Source organism: Pseudochryseolinea flava (assembly GCF_003286915.1).
Classification (GTDB): domain Bacteria; phylum Bacteroidota; class Bacteroidia; order Cytophagales; family Cyclobacteriaceae; genus Ohtaekwangia; species Ohtaekwangia flava.
Window position 1 is genome coordinate 287,910 of sequence record NZ_QMFY01000005.1, and the last position, 16,894, is coordinate 304,803.

At 43.2% G+C, this 16,894-nt stretch carries 15 protein-coding genes; 10 read left to right on the plus strand and 5 right to left on the minus strand.

Going from position 1 to position 16,894, the window contains the following annotated elements:
• From cheB to DQQ10_RS12350, 5 genes are read left to right on the plus strand one after another with little or no spacing between them, the layout of a single operon-like run.
• The gene (cheB, locus tag DQQ10_RS12330; protein WP_112747171.1) at positions 1 to 1,032 is read left to right on the plus strand and encodes a chemotaxis-specific protein-glutamate methyltransferase CheB; all 1,032 of its coding nucleotides are present in this window, start codon (positions 1 to 3) and stop codon (positions 1,030 to 1,032) included.
• On the plus strand, positions 1,029 to 2,804 hold the full coding sequence (locus DQQ10_RS12335) for a chemotaxis protein CheA (RefSeq protein ID WP_112747172.1): 1,776 nt from the start codon (positions 1,029 to 1,031) through the stop codon (positions 2,802 to 2,804). Before cheB ends, DQQ10_RS12335 begins: the two co-directional genes overlap by 4 nt.
• Before the next feature lie 8 nt (positions 2,805 to 2,812).
• A complete protein-coding gene (locus tag DQQ10_RS12340) occupies positions 2,813 to 3,415 on the plus strand; it encodes a chemotaxis protein CheC (protein ID WP_112747173.1) in 603 nt (200 codons plus the stop codon).
• Between the two features lie 11 nt (positions 3,416 to 3,426).
• On the plus strand, positions 3,427 to 5,199 hold the full coding sequence (locus tag DQQ10_RS12345) for a PAS domain S-box protein (protein ID WP_112747174.1): 1,773 nt from the start codon (positions 3,427 to 3,429) through the stop codon (positions 5,197 to 5,199).
• Positions 5,199 to 6,023, plus strand: coding sequence for a CheR family methyltransferase (locus tag DQQ10_RS12350; protein WP_112747175.1), 825 nt, complete (start codon positions 5,199 to 5,201; stop codon positions 6,021 to 6,023). The genes DQQ10_RS12345 and DQQ10_RS12350 overlap by 1 nt, the downstream gene beginning before the upstream one ends.
• A gap of 11 nt (positions 6,024 to 6,034) precedes the next feature.
• Here the strand turns inward: DQQ10_RS12350 and DQQ10_RS12355 are convergent, their stop codons facing one another.
• Both DQQ10_RS12355 and DQQ10_RS12360 read right to left on the minus strand, forming a co-directional pair.
• Positions 6,035 to 6,331, minus strand: coding sequence for a putative quinol monooxygenase (locus DQQ10_RS12355; RefSeq protein ID WP_112747176.1), 297 nt, complete (start codon positions 6,329 to 6,331; stop codon positions 6,035 to 6,037).
• A gap of 43 nt (positions 6,332 to 6,374) precedes the next feature.
• Positions 6,375 to 7,151 carry an SAM hydrolase/SAM-dependent halogenase family protein gene (locus tag DQQ10_RS12360; RefSeq protein ID WP_112747177.1) on the minus strand — a complete coding sequence of 259 codons (777 nt, stop codon included), beginning with the start codon at positions 7,149 to 7,151 and terminating at the stop codon, positions 6,375 to 6,377.
• A 152-nt stretch (positions 7,152 to 7,303) separates the two neighbouring features.
• On the opposite strand from DQQ10_RS12360, the gene DQQ10_RS12365 reads away from it, so the two are divergent.
• The 5 genes from DQQ10_RS12365 to DQQ10_RS12385 all read left to right on the plus strand — a co-directional run bounded on the left by DQQ10_RS12365 (position 7,304) and on the right by DQQ10_RS12385 (position 14,159).
• Positions 7,304 to 8,266, plus strand: coding sequence for a PhoH family protein (locus tag DQQ10_RS12365; protein ID WP_112747178.1), 963 nt, complete (start codon positions 7,304 to 7,306; stop codon positions 8,264 to 8,266).
• Positions 8,267 to 8,278: 12 nt separating this feature from the next.
• Positions 8,279 to 10,357: a ComEC/Rec2 family competence protein gene (locus tag DQQ10_RS12370; RefSeq protein ID WP_112747179.1), complete on the plus strand. Its 2,079-nt coding sequence runs from the start codon at positions 8,279 to 8,281 to the stop codon at positions 10,355 to 10,357.
• Positions 10,354 to 11,124 (plus strand): enoyl-CoA hydratase/isomerase family protein, encoded by a 771-nt coding sequence (locus DQQ10_RS12375; protein WP_112747180.1) that lies wholly within the window; start codon positions 10,354 to 10,356, stop codon positions 11,122 to 11,124. The genes DQQ10_RS12370 and DQQ10_RS12375 overlap by 4 nt, the downstream gene beginning before the upstream one ends.
• A gap of 116 nt (positions 11,125 to 11,240) precedes the next feature.
• Positions 11,241 to 12,092 (plus strand): substrate-binding periplasmic protein, encoded by an 852-nt coding sequence (locus tag DQQ10_RS12380; RefSeq protein ID WP_112747181.1) that lies wholly within the window; start codon positions 11,241 to 11,243, stop codon positions 12,090 to 12,092.
• 156 nt (positions 12,093 to 12,248) lie between these two features.
• Positions 12,249 to 14,159, plus strand: coding sequence for a RecQ family ATP-dependent DNA helicase (locus DQQ10_RS12385; protein ID WP_112747182.1), 1,911 nt, complete (start codon positions 12,249 to 12,251; stop codon positions 14,157 to 14,159).
• A 6-nt stretch (positions 14,160 to 14,165) separates the two neighbouring features.
• Here the strand turns inward: DQQ10_RS12385 and DQQ10_RS12390 are convergent, their stop codons facing one another.
• The 3 genes from DQQ10_RS12390 to DQQ10_RS12400 all read right to left on the minus strand — a co-directional run bounded on the left by DQQ10_RS12390 (position 14,166) and on the right by DQQ10_RS12400 (position 16,873).
• Positions 14,166 to 14,888, minus strand: coding sequence for a DUF2490 domain-containing protein (locus tag DQQ10_RS12390; RefSeq protein ID WP_112747183.1), 723 nt, complete (start codon positions 14,886 to 14,888; stop codon positions 14,166 to 14,168).
• Between the two features lie 108 nt (positions 14,889 to 14,996).
• Positions 14,997 to 16,649, minus strand: a complete 1,653-nt coding sequence (gene recN, locus DQQ10_RS12395; protein ID WP_112747184.1) for a DNA repair protein RecN — start codon at positions 16,647 to 16,649, stop codon at positions 14,997 to 14,999.
• Positions 16,649 to 16,873, minus strand: coding sequence for a hypothetical protein (locus DQQ10_RS12400; RefSeq protein WP_112747185.1), 225 nt, complete (start codon positions 16,871 to 16,873; stop codon positions 16,649 to 16,651). Before DQQ10_RS12400 ends, recN begins: the two co-directional genes overlap by 1 nt.
• Between the last annotated feature and the right edge of the window lie 21 nt (positions 16,874 to 16,894).

Consider the following 16,894-nt stretch of genomic DNA (forward strand, 5'->3'; position numbering starts at 1 on the left):
ATGTCAAATCGGATCAGGACTTTGCTTATTGAAGACTCCGCGTTCATGCGGAAAGTAATCGGTGATATCATTACCAGCGATGCCGATATTGACTTGGTGGGAACTGCAGCGGATGGAAAGGAAGGTAGTGATATGTTTCTTGCCTTAAAGCCAGATGTTGTTGTTACCGACATGGTAATGCCCGAGTACGACGGAATGTACGTGGTACGTTCTGTGATGGAGAATCGACCTGTTCCTGTGATATTGTTAAGCTCGTTGGAGAAAACAAGCCAACGCATTTTCGATGCTTTACAAGGTGGCGCGTTTGAGTTTATAGACAAGCCCTCTGACCTTGATCTGGCAAGCATTAAAAATTATCGATTGCTAGAGCTAATCAAAGAAGCATCGAAAACGGATATGAGTTTGTTGGTAGATCGCCAGCAGTCGCTGAATGTAAGCTCACATACGTTTTCTGATAATCTTCATTACGAAATTGTAGCCATTGGTGCGTCAACAGGAGGGCCTGGTGCAATTGAGATGATTATTAATAACCTTCCGAAGAATTTGCAGGTGCCGGTTGTAATAGCGCAACATATGCCAGCAAGATTTCTCGAAACGTTCGCGCACAGATTGAATGAACATAGTGAACTTTCTATTCGATTGGCAAAGAAAGGCGAAATGCTACGGGGTGGAACCATATACATTGCGCCAGGGGAGCATAATATTCGCATTGAAAGAAATTTAGATGGCGTACCTGTAGTCGGATTTACGACCAAGAAGTACGAGGAGTTTAACTATCCATCAGTGAACTGTTTGTTTGAATCCGTTGCTGAGGTTTACGGGAACAAAAGTATTGGTGTGATTCTTACCGGCATGGGTAAAGACGGTATGAATGGATTGAAGAAAATATTTCAACGGGGCGGATATACGATAGCTCAAGATGAGGAATCATCGATTGTGTATGGTATGCCCAAGGCTGCTGTTGAAAATGGCGCTGTAAAACAAACCGTGCGCTTAAAAGAAATTGCTGGCTTTATAATCAGTTGTCTATGAAAAATAAAGAAGCGGAATATCGTGAGATTTTTTTGGCGGAAGCGCTTGAGAATTTTGAGGCGATTAATCGCCTGTTAACGCAGCTGGAAAAAAACGGACAGGATAAAAATGCGATCAATGCGTTGTTTCGCATAACACATACATTGAAAGGAAATGCTTCCGGCATGGGCTACAGCAATATTGCTGAACTTGCTCACGTGTTGGAAGATTTATTTGGGGAGATGCGTGATGGTCATATTACCGTTACAGAAGAAATTTTCTCAACAATATTTAAAGGGGTCGATGTGCTTGGGCACTTGATCGATGCCGTGAAAGAGCCGAAGGAAGTAAAATTCAAAGGCATCAAGACGAAGTTGGAAGTGCTTATCAAAAAAGCAAAAGAAGAACGTGAAAATGCGACACAAACCCAAACTGAAAATGTTGGTGTAAGTGATCTTAGTCCCTTCAGCCCGGATCAGGTTAATGATCTGGCTATATCGTCATCGGATGGAGCGGAAATTCCGGGCGAAGCGGACACCAAACTTTCGTTCTCTGATCTGGTACAAGTACCGGTCCGAAAACTTGATAACCTATTGAACTTGGTCGGTGAACTCATCATTGAGAAAGATAGAATTCTAGCGTCACAAGCGGGGCTCGATATGCGTCGTTCGACAAACGAATTTGCAAGACTCAGTCGTATTAGCTCCGACTTGCAATATTCGGTGATGGATGTTCGCCTTGTGCAAGTAGGATTTTTGTTCAACAAGTTTCATCGTGTGGTGCGTGATGCTGCTAGTGTAGAAAAGAAAGATGTTATACTTAAGCTAGAAGGAACTGATACTGAAATTGACCGTAACGTTCTTCAAGTGATTAGCGATTCGCTGATCCATTTGATTAGAAATGCCGTGGGACATGGTATCGAAAGTCCAGCTGACCGAGAGGCTGCCGGTAAACCTAAAGATGGAACCGTTTGGCTAAGCGCAAAAAATGATACCGATGCTGTTATCATAGAAATCCGTGATGATGGCAAAGGTTTAGATTACGACCGTATTAAATCGAAGGCGATCGCGAAAGGATTGCTTTCGGTTGAAGACGCCGATAAATTGAATGAGCAAGAACTCAGCATGTTGATCTTTGAACCTGGTTTTTCAACCATGGATCAAGTGACCGCGATTTCTGGTCGCGGTGTTGGAATGGACGTTGTAAAGAAAACACTCGACTCTATCGGTGGTACCATCAAAGTGATTAGTGTAAAAGGTAAAGGAACAACGTTACAGCTCACGCTTCCGTCATCTATGGCGGTGAAGTCGTGTCTGTTGCTTGAGCTCCAGCAAGAGGTATATGCCATTCCGTTATCGTATACGGAGTCTGTTATCTCTCTGTATCGTTCCGATATTCATCGTGCAGGGGGCGGATTGGTAGCAACACACCTTGGTAAGAACATCGCCGTCGTTTTTTTACGCGATGTGTTTGCGTACAGCAACGATAGCCTTTCTGTAACCAACGCGCTGCAGCATTCTTTCGACTCCATTCATCCTGAAACACGATTAGAAATTGTTGTAGTGAATTTCAATAACAGAACCGTTGGTTTTGTAGTTGATAAGCTGCTTCAGCAGAAAGAGATTATTGAAAAACCTTTGATGAAGCCTGTTGATCGCATTAAATTTATCAGCGGCGTAACGATTCTAGGTACTGGTAATGTTTGTCTTGTGTTGAACATTCCAAACTTACTACAGTTCATTTTCAACCTTTCATCACAAGGGCGCACATTGAAAAATATAAATCTTAATTAACCACCACTATGGAATATAAAAATAGAGAGAGTTTTGTGACGCATGCAATGAATGGTGGAATGGCACGCGCGGCAAGATCATTTTCGATTATGCTCGGTGCAACGGTAAAGACAAGTCCGTCTCAGATCTTAAATCTTGACAATGAAAATAATTTTGCGCGTCTTAAAGATCAAGATCAAGAGTTATTTGTATTGGTAACGCAGATGATTGGCGATTTCAATGGTAAGAGTTATTTAATATTCAACATCGAAGAAGCCATAGCCATCGCAAAGGTTTTAAGAAAGGATGAAAAAGAACTTGATGAACGCCTGCGCGAAGCTTTCTTGATGGAGATTGATAATATTGTTTCTGCTGCTGTTATCTCCGAATTGTCGGATGTTCTTAAAGCAGAAATATATGGCGATGTGCCGATGATGAAACGACTTTCAGGAAGTAGTCTGTATGATTTTATCGCCGCCGATAAAGATCCACGTGATCACGGCTTGCTGGTCATTAATACAGGATTTACCGTCGACAAGCATCCGAATATTCACCCGCAATTCATTTGGAAATTTAGTCCTGTGTTGCTGGAGATGATTCCGGCAAACGTAATCGCAGTTCAAAACCGTTAACTATTATTTTCATGAAAGCCAGAATTGTTGCACTGTTTATCGTCTTTTTAGTGATATCTATCACGGCCGCTGTTCTATCCTTCGGTGGACAAGTAACGCGTGCAATGGTTGCTGGGCTTATGGTAGTCGCAATTGTTGTAGTCTTGATGCTGATCTTCTCTTTTCTCAAGTTTGTTTCCGACATCGTTAAAAAAACGGCAGTGATTGTAAACGACAAGAGCAATGAGGTTGGAAAGATTTCATTTGAGAATATTACACGTTTAAATGATCATCATGCCAGCATCGAGAAGAAACTTGATAAGGCTGTTCAATACATTTCGAAACTTAGCCATCCTGAACAATTGGATACGATGGACAGTGTATTGAAGGACGACAAAATCGGCGATGCGTTAATGAAGATTCGCAATGAGATGCACGTGCTGAAGGCTGAAGAGAACCAACGGGCATGGATCACTGAGGGCATGGCGAAGTTTGGGGAGATACTCCGTAACAAAGGTGAGATCCACGAATATGGTCACCAAATAATCAGCAACCTTGTTCGGTATTTAGGTGCTAACCAAGGCGGTATTTTTATTGAATATAAAGATGAAGAGGATACACGCTACATGGAATTGATCTCCTCGTTTGCGTACGATAAGCGCAAATTTCAAGAAGCAAGAGTGTACGAAGGACAGGGTGTTCTCGGGCAATGTATGTATGAGAAAGATTTTATTGTGATGACGCATGTGCCTGAAACTTATGCGAAGATAACTTCTGGCTTGGGCGAAGCTACACCCCGCTGCATTGTGGTGGCACCGCTGATGTTGAACGAAGTTTTTTACGGCGTCGTGGAACTAGCATCGTTTAATCCGTTGACGGAATTTCAAATGGAATTTTTGAAGCAAGTAGCGGTGAGTATTGCTTCGGAGATATCTTCGATTAAATCGATGCAGCAAACTGAGCAGTTCTTGAATGATTCACGCACGCTTACACAGGAGTTGCAGCATCGCGAAGAAGAAATGCGACAGAACATGGAAGAGCTGGTTGCAATTCAAGAACAAATGTCTCGCAAGCAAAGTGAACTTGATAGTTATCTATCAGCAATCAACAATACCATAGCATCGGCGGAGTTCGATCTAGAAGGCAATTTTGTGTCTGCTAACGATATCTTCATGAAGGTTATGGGTTACAATATCAATGAGCTTGCTGGAATACCGTATCATAAGTTCATGCGACAAGATTCGTCGTCACAAATGATGTGGGAGAATCTGCGCATGGGCAAATTTTTCTCTGGCGAATTTAAAATGAGGGATAAGAACGGAAAGGAATTGTGGCTGTCGGGTACATTTAATCCGATCATTATCGGGACAGGTAGCCCGGAGAAAATTATGATGTTCGCGCAGTTTACGACGCAGGAAAAGGAAAAGCTCAACGACATGAACGTAATGGTGAGTGCGTTGAAATCGACCTTGCCGGTAGTAGAATTTAACGAGCAAATGATTTGTCGAACAGCCAATGAAAAATTCATGAAGATGTTCGGGCTCACGCGGATGAATGTAAAAACGAAGACGGTTTATGATCTGATAGATACCTACTATAAAAGTGTTTTCGAAAAGATTAAATCCGAGATTTTATCGAAGGAGTTTTCCGCAATGTTGCTACCCATGAATATCAATGGGCAGATTGTGCAGTATGAAGTTTCTGTTACAGTAGCCCAAGGGTTAGATGGTAAAATTTCCAGGGTGATTATGATCTTGGTGAAAGAAGTTGAAGAAAGAGTACAAGTATTAAGCGCTGTGAGATAATGTATACCCCCGTTGATGTAAGCGAAGAAGAGATGAATTCTCTCACCCAAAGTATCCTCACCCGATATGGAATTGATTTTACTTGCTACGAACCGAAGTCTTTGAGACGTAGAATTGTAAGGGTGTTAAGTGTTTTTAATTTTACATCCATCCACGAGTTATGGGTTCGCCTGCTGCGTGATCCTAATTTCATCTTCTCCTTTATGAATGAAATTAGCGTGGGGATGACGTCTATGTTTCGTGATCCGATACTTTGGAAGAACTTACGGAAAAGAATGACGCATGATTATAGCGCTTCCGATTCGGTGTCTATCTGGCATGCGGGATGTTCAACAGGTGAAGAGGTTTATTCGATGGGAATTTTGTTGAAGGAGGCTCAGCTGAATCAAAAGACAAAGGCTATTGCCACCGATATCAATCAAGACGCGATCGCGACGGCAAAGCAAGGCATATATCATAAGATCAAAATGATTGAGAACGAAAATAACTATCGGCAGTATAATGCTTATAGTGATTTTTCGAAGTACTACACAACTCAGGGAAAAGATGCAACCATGGACGCGTCACTGATCGATCACGTTTCCTTCTCATATCATAATTTAATTTCTGATCGCACCATTGGGCAATATGATATGATCTTGTGTAGGAACGTAATGATTTACTTTGACAATAAAGCGAAGGCGAAATTGTTAGAGAAGTTCTATAATGCATTGAAGCCAGGCGGGTATTTTATTATTGGCTTCTACGATACCATGCTTCCAGTGATCAACCAAAATGAATTCAAGATTGTTGATGAAGAAGCGAAGATTTTTATGAAGCAGTAGTGTGCGGCGATCTAATCTACTTCGATAAACGTTTCTAGTGAAAATGCTTGCGTCCTTGCGGCGAAAAGAGGCTTCACGCTGCCCCATACGTTCGCGAAAAGTTCTGACTGCCGATACTTTTCAAGAAACTGCGGACCATTCCAATAACTTAGTGTCGTAAACACATGAGGTTCTTCAGGATCTTTCAATAATTCCAGGTGCGTGCACCCTTCGAAATTTCTAATGGCGAGCATATTCGCCCGAAAGATTTCGAGAAACTCGTCTGTGCCAGCTTCCGTGAATTGCATTCTTACGATTCGAATAAGCATGGTGTATTGGTTTAATCTTTCGTCGACTAAAAATACATAAGCGTTAAGGTTCGTCAAAGGTAATATTAACAACGCTATCGTACTCGAGGCCCAGCAGTTGTGATGCATTTCCTTTGTAGATGCCGATCTCTAAAAGGCCTAGGCTATTAAAGACGATGCAACATTCGCCTTGTTCTGATTGATTGTAATGTGTTTGGATCTTCCGGAACTTCTCGCCACCAAATTGAATCGTATATCCCTTGTTAGCGCTGAGTAGATCGAAAACGTCTTTCGGAATATTGGTGATAAGATTACCTGTTTCATCGACGCGAACAACGGTGCCGACGATCTGTTTTTTTGTTGCCTTCACCTGACGGTCGATCATTCTCTTAAATGCCGGCATGGGTCTGCCCAGGTTTGTGATCGACATGCCACTGGCTAATTTGGCTGCCGCGGGAGCAAAGATGTCGCGTTCGGGGAAAGTCGTCTGAATCGGACTGATGGTATTGAGTTCAGCAAGTTGTTGATGCGATTTCTCGGTGATCAGACCAAATAGTCCATTGTCGCATCCAACAAAGAAGTGATCTTCAAGCTGTAAAGCGATAGGGACGTCGCCGCGGTTTCCGCAAGCGTCGACGCCAACAAGGTGAACAGTGCCCTTTGGGAAGTCGCGAAAAACCGATCGAAGCACGAATGCAGCATGCCCGATATCCGATGGTCCTATCTTGTGACTGATATCTTCGATGCGAATCCCAGGGTTTACGCTGATGATCTTCGCCTTGATAGCCGCTACATAATGATCGCTTTCGCCTGAATCAGTAAGAAGAGTAACAATGGCCATGAGTCAGATACTACCCGGATTAAAATTTAATCCGCCAAAATAAACATTTTTAAAGCATATTTCGTGTATTGAACTTTGTAGGTTCAAAACAGGTTAATTCCGTACCTTAGCCTAGCGAGGTAAAATTGTATTCACCGTAATCACGTATATCATTGATCGAAAAAACTGTAACACTCGATAATATTTCTCTAATCGATTTCTTAGGAGTCGAAAATAAAACCATTGACACGTTGGCGGCTGCCTTTCCAAAAAGCAAAATCGTTTCGCGTGGAAACGAGATTGTCATTAAAGGATCTACTGCCGAGATCGTTCAAATCAACGACATTTTAGGGTCATTGATCGATCATTACCACAAATTTGGAAAAGTGACCGAGGAGAACGTTCAAAATTATATTTCCAAGGAGCAAGAGATCATGCTGCCGGATAACGGCTATCCAACGGCGGAAGATGTGATCGTCTATGGCACGAAGGGCGCACCGATAAAAGCGAAGACTGTTAACCAGCAACGACTTGTCGATAGCGTAAAAGACAACGACCTGGTTTTCGCGCTCGGACCTGCCGGCACGGGAAAGACATATATTTCGGTAGCGTTGGCTGTTAGAGCGCTTAAGAATAAACAGGTAAAGAAGCTTATCATTACGAGACCTGCGGTTGAAGCGGGAGAAAATCTGGGCTTCCTTCCTGGCGATCTCAAGGAGAAAATAGATCCATATCTGCGTCCTATTTATGATGCGTTGCATGATATGATCCCATTTGAAAAACTTCGCTACTACATGGAGCGAGAAATTATTGAAATTGCACCGTTAGCCTATATGCGCGGACGTACGTTGAACAATGCTTTTATTCTCTTGGATGAAGCACAAAATACGACGCCCATGCAGATGAAAATGTTTTTGACCCGTATGGGGCCAGAATCTAAAATGATTATTACCGGCGATGCTTCACAAATTGACCTTCCTGGCAACCAACGCTCAGGGTTGAAGGAGGCCGTGAAAGTACTTGGCCACGTTAAAGGAATTGGATTTGTTGAATTGAGCGAAAAAGATGTTGTGCGTCATCGTTTAGTACGAGACATTATCGAGGCCTACAAAAAAGGCTCGCCCGAAGAGAAATAAATTCTCAACCATATGTTTACTTGGATACCCTATGCCTTTGTGCGCATCGTGGTATTTTTCATCGCAGGCATACTTGCTGGACTTTATTGGCCGGTAAGTATTCCTCCGTTGTATGCCATCCTTGCTTTACTTGTTTTGATAGGCGCCTATTTTGTATTTACCTGGCGCCATCTTCGGTATGAAAAAACAATCAATCCTGGTGTCTTTGGATTGGTAGCAATCTTATTTGCCGGCTTTATCAACGTTCAACTTCGTGACCCTCGGATATGGCATTCGCATCTTAGCCATGAGCGCGATTCCGTTGAAGCCTATGTCGCTACGGTGCGTGCCGCTCCACAACGCAAAGACAAAACTTGGAAAGTGGAAGTCTCGCTAAACAAGATTAGAACTTCATTAGGATGGAAGAAGTCAGAAGGTAAGCTGTTACTTTATTTGCCGCATACAAATTTCGCGAAGCCTCCCGAATATGGTGATGTGTTATTCATTGAGGGAACACCGGCAAGTGTACCTCCACCAGCGAACCTTGGAGAATTTGACTACAAGAAATTTTTGTCGTACCAGGGGATTTACCATCAACATTTTATACGCGGAAAGTTGGTGGTCATCGCACATGCGCCGCCAAGTTTCTTTATCGATCAAGCTATCAAGGCGCGGCATTGGGCAGAGACTAATCTTGCGCGGTACGTGGATGGAACGCGCGAACGCGGAATTGCCATTGCATTAGTACTAGGTGTGACTGACGGATTGGATCGCGAACTTGTTGGCGCTTACGGTGCCACAGGTACTTTGCACGTGCTTGCTGTATCCGGACTACACATCAGCATCATTTACATGATCATTGCATGGATACTCACACCGTTGAATCGATCCACCAACGGAAAGTGGACAGTGGCCGCAATCAGTATTGTTATACTCTGGTCATATGCATTTATCACCGGACTCTCTCCATCAGTATTGCGTGCCGTTACCATGTTTACGTTTGTTGCGCTAGCAAAACCCTGGAAGCAAACCATAAACATTTACAACACTTTGGCATGTTCTGCCTTTCTGTTGTTGTTGTTCGATCCACAAATGATCATGTCAGTAGGTTTTCAGCTTTCATATTTAGCAGTATTAGGCATCGTATACCTCCACCCGAAATTGTATGAACGATTTGAACCTTCAAGCCGTGTAGTCGACGAGATATGGAAGGTAACGGCTGTGTCCATCGCTGCGCAAGTGGCGACGTTGCCTCTGGGATTATACTATTTTCATCAATTCCCCAACTATTTCATTATTTCAAATCTACTCGTGATACCAGCCTCGTTTGTTGTATTGATCGCTGGAATTTTAGTACTCGCTTTGAGTTGGATCTCTTTTGTTGCGTCGGTGCTGGGGTGTCTGTTAATGTGGGTGATTAAAATTATGAATGCGATTGTGTTTTTGATCGAGTCTATTCCAGGGAGTGTCACAGATGATATTTTCTTCACCACTTTCCAAGCCATATTGCTGGCACTACTTATTGTTTCTCTACTTTGTCTTTTTGAACGCAAGCAATTTGGATATGCTGTGTTGTCGTTTTGTATTGCGCTCACCCTAGGCGGGAGTCGATGGGTTTATCACTTTACGAACATTGCGCAACAACGCGTAAGTGTGTACAATGTCTCGAAGCATGCTGCAGTTGAATTGGTCAATCGTGGTCAATCGTTATTTTTGACAGATTCTGTACTGCGTGATGATACAAAGAAAATAGACTTTCATATTACGCCGTCGCGGCTGATGTTTGGTGTGTATGCAGCCAAGTCTGATTCATTGGTGACAAAGCGTGTGGACGGTGGAAAATTGTTTATTTGGTGCGATAAGTATTTTCTTTGGCTCGATCATAAGCCTCAGCAGGAAATTCCGAAGCTATCGGTTGATTACGTGTTGGTGAGTAACAATGCAATGTCATCTTTAGAGGCGATTCGTAACGTAACAGCGCGCCGTGTTATCGTAGATAGTAGTAATAGTTTTTATCTTGCAAAAAGACTCAGCGACGAAGCACAGAAGCAAGGTGTCGACCTTGTAGCGGTTTCGCAGCAGGGGAGTTATCATGAAACAATAGACCTATGAATGTAGCGTATTCAATCAAGGATAGAATTGGTTATATCACTTTAACGCGGCCAGAAAAAAGAAATGCGCTTAACTTCGAAGTAGTGCAGCAGTTGAAAGATCTTTTTCATGAGGCAGAGCGCGACGACGCGGTGAAGGTTGTTGTGCTGCGTGCCGAAGGCGATGCCTTTTGTGCGGGTGCTGATCTTGGGTATTTGCAATCACTGCAGAAGAATTCTTATGCGGAGAATCTTGAAGACTCCAATCACTTGAAAGAACTTTTCTTGCAGATTTATACACTTAAGAAAGTTGTTATCGCGCAGATACAGGGACATGCCCTGGCTGGTGGTTGTGGTCTGGCAACAGTCTGTGATTTTGCCATTACAGTACCCGAAGCAAAGTTCGGCTATACAGAAGTGAGAATAGGATTTATACCCGCGATCGTAATGGTTTTTCTCCTTCGAAAAATTGGCGAAGGAAAAGCAAAGCAACTTTTATTAGGCGGCGAACTCATTACCGCGCAAGATGCAATTAACATGGGATTGATTAACAAGGTTGTGGCGAAGGAGAAACTTGAAGACGAGGTGTATCAATTGGCGAGTTCACTTATTGAAAATAATTCAGCACAATCGATGATGACGACTAAGAAAATGATAGCAGAAGTACAATCGATGTCACTGGATGAAGCGCTAACGTTTGCAGCTAAATCTAATGCATTAGCACGCGAGAGTGATGATTGTAAGAAGGGGATCGCGTCTTTCCTCAATAAGGAAAAATTTAAGTGGTAATTCTGAAATCTGCATCTAAATAAGACATCGATATTACAAAATGTTGCTTTTTCTCTGAGGAATCTATTATAATCAAGGGCACATTCTAAATAACTCATTAACCCTAACTAATCCTCATGAGAACTTCAGTACTCGTGGCGCTGCTATTTTCGGCAGGGTCACTGGCTGCGCAAACGTATTCTGGCGATATGTGGGCGTCGGTAAAATCGAAAGGCGCCGGCACCATTTCCCTTGCATACGTCGAAACGCCAGCCTTCGCCTACAAAGACAATTCTGGGAAATTAACCGGGATCTGCCTTGATATTATTTCCGATTTTGAAAAGTGGCTTCAGCAAAATAAACATGCAAAGGTTACCACAAAATTCGTTGGTAATGGCGACAGCTTTCGCGGCATGTTTGATAAAGTAAAAGCATCTTCTGGCGGCGTAATCGGATTAGGAAATGTTACGATTACGACTGAACGGAAAAAAGAAGTAAAGTTTAGTCCGCCGTTCATTACCAACTTTGCAATTCTCATTACCAACAGCGCAATTCCAACGCTTACAAAATTAGAAGATATTAAAATTACGTTTGCTAATCTTACTGCGTACGCGGCGAAGGGTACTACGAACGAGAAGCGAATCTTAGAATTAAAGGAGAAGTTCTTTCCTGCAATGAAGATTGTAACGACTACTACAAGCCAAGAAGTTTTAGAGAAAGTGGTCGCTGATCCTAATGGCTTCGCTTACCTCGACTTGGCTTTCTATCTCGAAGCTGTTGAACAAAAGAAAAACGTTAAGCGCCATCCGGTGGGTGATAAATCCGCAGAACAATTTGGACTGATCATGCCATCCAATTCTGATTGGAACATCGTGATCGACGAGTTCTTTTCCGCAGACGGTGGCTACGTAAACTCCGTGCAGTATAAATCCATTCTGCGAAAGCACCTGGGTGAAACAGGCATGAAGTTGATGCAGGCCGCGAAATAATTGTCAACCTCCGTTTCAGTCCAGTCGATTGGAACGGAGGTTTGCTCAAAACCCCTTGGGCAGATCATCCTACATGCCCGCTTAACCATCGAAACCGATAGGCAAACATTTTTACTACCATAGCCAAAAGCTAGGAAAAGCTTATCTTCGTTTCTTGTGAGTACACCCATCGACATACTCAAGGCCTATTGGAAGCATAATCAATTTCGCCCATTACAGGAAGATATTGTCACGGCTGCATGGCAAGGTATTGATACCCTGGCGCTGCTACCAACCGGTGGTGGTAAGTCGGTGTGTTTTCAGGTGCCAGCACTACTGCGTGAAGGCGTTTGCGTGGTGATCTCTCCGCTTATCGCGCTGATGAAAGACCAGGTGGAACAATTAAAAAGTAAAGGCATTCTTGCCGTTGCTATTCACTCGGGACTCAGCCGGCACGAGATCGATGTGCTCCTTGATAATTGCGTGTATGGCGAGATAAAGTTTCTGTATGTATCGCCGGAACGATTGCTCACCGAGATCTTTATCGAACGTTTCAAGCGAATGAAGGTAGCGCTTATCGCCATCGATGAAGCACATTGTATATCTCAATGGGGTTATGATTTTCGGCCGCCCTACATGAAAATTGCGGCGCTTAGAAATATCAAGCCTGACGTGCCCTTTATTGCGCTCACCGCCTCTGCTACCGAGCAAGTAAAGCAAGACATCATTGCACGACTGCAATTCAAAGAGCCCTTCAAAACTTTTCAGAAGTCTTTTGCGCGCGACAATCTTTCCTTCGTCGTCAGGAAAACGGAAAATAAAGAGCGTAAGATGTTAGAAATCTTGCAGAAAGTGAAAGGGACTGCGATCGTCTACGTGCGTTCAAGAAAAGGAACACAAGATATCGCTCAACGATTGCAGCAGCGTGGTATCTCTGCTTCGTATTATCATGCAGGGCTTTCATTCGAAGAGCGCTCAAAACGACAAGAAGATTGGATTAAAAATAAAACACGCGTAATCGTCTCGACCAATGCTTTTGGAATGGGCATAGACAAACCTGATGTACGAACGGTGATTCATCTCGATCTGCCCGAAAACATGGAGAGCTACTACCAGGAAGCGGGTAGAGCAGGTCGTGATGGCGAGAAAGCATACGCGGCGATTCTCTACCAAGATGCAGACGTTATCAATTTGCAGTTCAAAACAGAGCAGTCGCAACCGTCGCCAGAAGTTTTAAAACGCATCTATCAATCGTTGGCAAATTATTTTCAGTTAGCCATGGGAAGTGCTGAAGGCGAAAGTTTTGATTTTGATCTAGTAGCATTTACCGATAGGTTCAACGACCACCCTGCAGAGGTTTACGTTGCGTTGAAGAAACTTGAGGAGGAAGGGCTTATCCAATTCAACGAGAGTTTTTATAATCCATCGCACCTTCGGTTTTCTGTTGATAAAGGAAAGCTATACGAATTTCAAATTGCGAGTGCAAAATTTGATCCCGTCATCAAGATGTTATTGCGTTTATATGGCGGTGAGATGTTTTCGGAGTTTGTTAAAATATCGGAGACCTACATTGCCCGCGCGTTAAACATCTCAACACCCGATGCTATTGCTGTATTGAAGCATCTCCATGAGCTTAAGGTTGTGCACTATGAACCTGTGAAAGACAAACCGCAGATAACTTTTATTTTGCCACGCCAAGATGCTGCGCGCCTTCCGCTTAATTTGCAACGGTTGGAAGAGCGAAAGAAGTTGATCATGGGAAAGATGAACGCGATGGTAGAGTATGTTACACAGAGCCACCGGTGTCGCATGCAGCTCATTCAAGATTATTTCAATGAAGAAACCTTTGCAACGTGTGGGGTATGCGATGTTTGTGTAAGCAATAAGAAAAAGGAAAGTCATCAAGAGGTTGCGGGGCTACAAGCGGAAGTACTTCGAATTTTAAAGCGCCAACCTATTACAGTAGAAGAATTAGAAGAGCTCATTGCTCCCCCTGATCACGAATTATTCGTCGATGTTGTTCGCGACATGGTTGATGAAGGAAAGATTGTCTATGACGATACTTGGCAACTACGCGTCAAAGGATAGACAAGGTCAATCACTCAACGTGATTCGATGTACAAGTGAAATCCGTACCACGTGTCTATCAAAGAATTCGTCACGTCCGTAGCGTTGTTGGTGAATAAAAATGTAGCCAGTTTCTAATGTGAATCTTTGCGACAACGGTATGTCCAGAGTGGCGTTAAATCGGTTTTGATCGAACGTGTTCTTTTTGCTGTTCACCATGATCTCATCAGAAATACGCAATGTCGTTGCGAGTCCATTTCTATCTTCTGGATTCGTAAGCGGGATCCTGAATTGTAATCGATATCTGTATCGCGTGACGTATGTTGATGATTCGAATACATTTTCTTCGACATTGTTTTCCGTAAACCGATAATCGACCCTGAACCTGTTTTGAATGCTAAACTTCGCGAAGCGTAAGTCGTGTTGGACTTCCGTTACCGGACGTATCTCCGCTGTAGAGTGTTTGTATCCTTCGTTGTTCTTAGCCGCGAACGCAACGGAGTATGTTACGCCACCGCCGAAGTCTAGCTGTTTCCACCGGTAGTGTATGCGCGAATGTGCTATAAACTGTAGCGCAACATCGGGATCAAAAAAACGGCGGTTATCGATGTCGTTGGTCCAATACAAATTGGGTGAAAAGATTAATTGATTACGATAGCCAATCCAATAGTTGTACTGCGTAAATATTTCTTGAGCATGCGCGCTAACACATCCCAAGAAAAAGAGAAATAGGGTGGTGGGCCTTTTCAATTTTTCTAAATGATGAAGCGAAAAGCATTTAAGCCAAACGCTGGTGGTGGACTAAATCGGTTTGTTCTACGTTTATATTTTATCTGAACCGAAATCGTGACAGTGATCTTAAGCTCTTAAAAGCTCCTCCGCATTTTGGATCGCGATCTTCGAAGGTTTTTCTCCACCAATCATCTTTGCTATTTCTTCTACGCGGTCCGTTGTATTTAGCGTTCGAATGTTACTAATCGTTTTTGATGCCGAGTTATCTTTGTAAACAAAATAATGCATGTCGCCCTTCGCAGCAATTTGAGGAAGGTGTGTGATGGTAATCAACTGGTGTTTTTTCGACATGTCTTTCATCATGTTGCCCAGCTTAATAGAAACCTCACCGGAGATACCCGTGTCAATCTCATCGAGGATGAGTGTCGGCATGGCTGTCTTTTCGGCCATTACATACTTGATACAAAACATCACGCGAGAAAACTCACCGCCTGATGCGACGGAAGCCAATGCACGTGGTGCTATACCTTTGTTCGCGCTGAAGAGAATGTCGATCTTGTCAATGCCAGTGTTGGTTGGTTCCGTGGTTTGATGATCGATCAGCAAATTCGCTTCAGGAATTCCCAGTGTCTGTAGAAGTTTGATCAGCTGTTTACACAACGGCTGGAGCGCTTTTTGGCGACTGCTACTTAGCTTCTTTCCAGCTTCTCGTACTTTTTGATCGGCTGCATCGAAGGCGTTCTTCTTCGCGGCCAATGCTTCGTCGAGATTTGATGTAATGCTATTCTTTTCGTCCAGACTTTGTTGAAGTAGAAGAAGCGCGTTCACATCCGCTGCTTTATGTTTCTTTAAGAGTCGATAGAGTGTACTAAGTCTATCGTTTACGATTTCTGAACGCTGCGGATCAAATTCAATTTTATTTTCTTCGTTCTCGATTTCTGAAATGATGTCGGATAATTCTATGGAAAGCGCGTCTAGACGTTGAAGAAGTGCTTCATACTGCGGCGCATAGCTTGCGATAGCTGATAGATTTTGTCGCGAATCTTTTATTCCAGTTTGAACTGCAAATTCAGAACGCGTAAGTGTTTCGAGAATAGCTTGAAAGCGCGACTTGATCTCTTCCGCGTGTTCCATAACTTTTAGCTCCGACTCCAAAGACTCTTGCTCACCATTGGTCAAATCTGCTTTCTTGAGTTCGTCAAGTTGGAAGCGAATGAAGTCTGATTCTTGTCTTAAATGTTCTGCTTCGGAGGCGAGCGTTTCATACTCACGCTTTGCTTTTAAGAATGACGCCCATTCAACATCATATGCTTCTACCAACGTTTGATTTTCCGCATACGCATCAATAAGCCTCAGTTGAAAAGTTTGGTTGGCGAGTTGAAGCGTTTCATGTTGCGAATGGATATCCATTAACAGTCCACCGAGTTTCTTCATCACTTCTAGTGTAACGGGAGTGTCGTTAATAAACGCTCTCGATTTTCCGCCCGGGCTAATCTCTCTACGAATCACCGTGTTCTCGTCGTAGTCTAGGTCTTCTGTTTTGAAGAAAGATTTGAGTTTGTAATTCTTGATAAAGAACACACCCTCGGTCACGCATTTTTCTTGTTCGTCCCACAACACTTTCGTGTCGGCCCGATTGCCCATGAGCAATCCAATCGCGCCGAGCATGATCGATTTTCCGGCGCCTGTTTCACCTGTAACAACATTGAGTGCGGCAGATGGATCAAGCTCCAAGTGCTTGATGAGTGCATAGTTTTTTATCGTAAGATGCTTCAGCATTAGGCGTTCGTATCAATATAGATTTCTGTGATCTGATTTAAGGTAAAGTTCATTTTCTTTAATCGCATGTTGCGCAGTACAATCGACGATTCGGAGACAGCTTCCAGTAATCCTGTTTGCGCGGTGTTGTCGCTAAGAACGAGGTTTACAGGTTTTCCGACAAAGCTGCCAATACGCGTTTTAATTTGCGCAGCGTCGCTCAAGCGGAGTTGTTTAGTGCCCATAGAAGAAATGAAATTTGGATT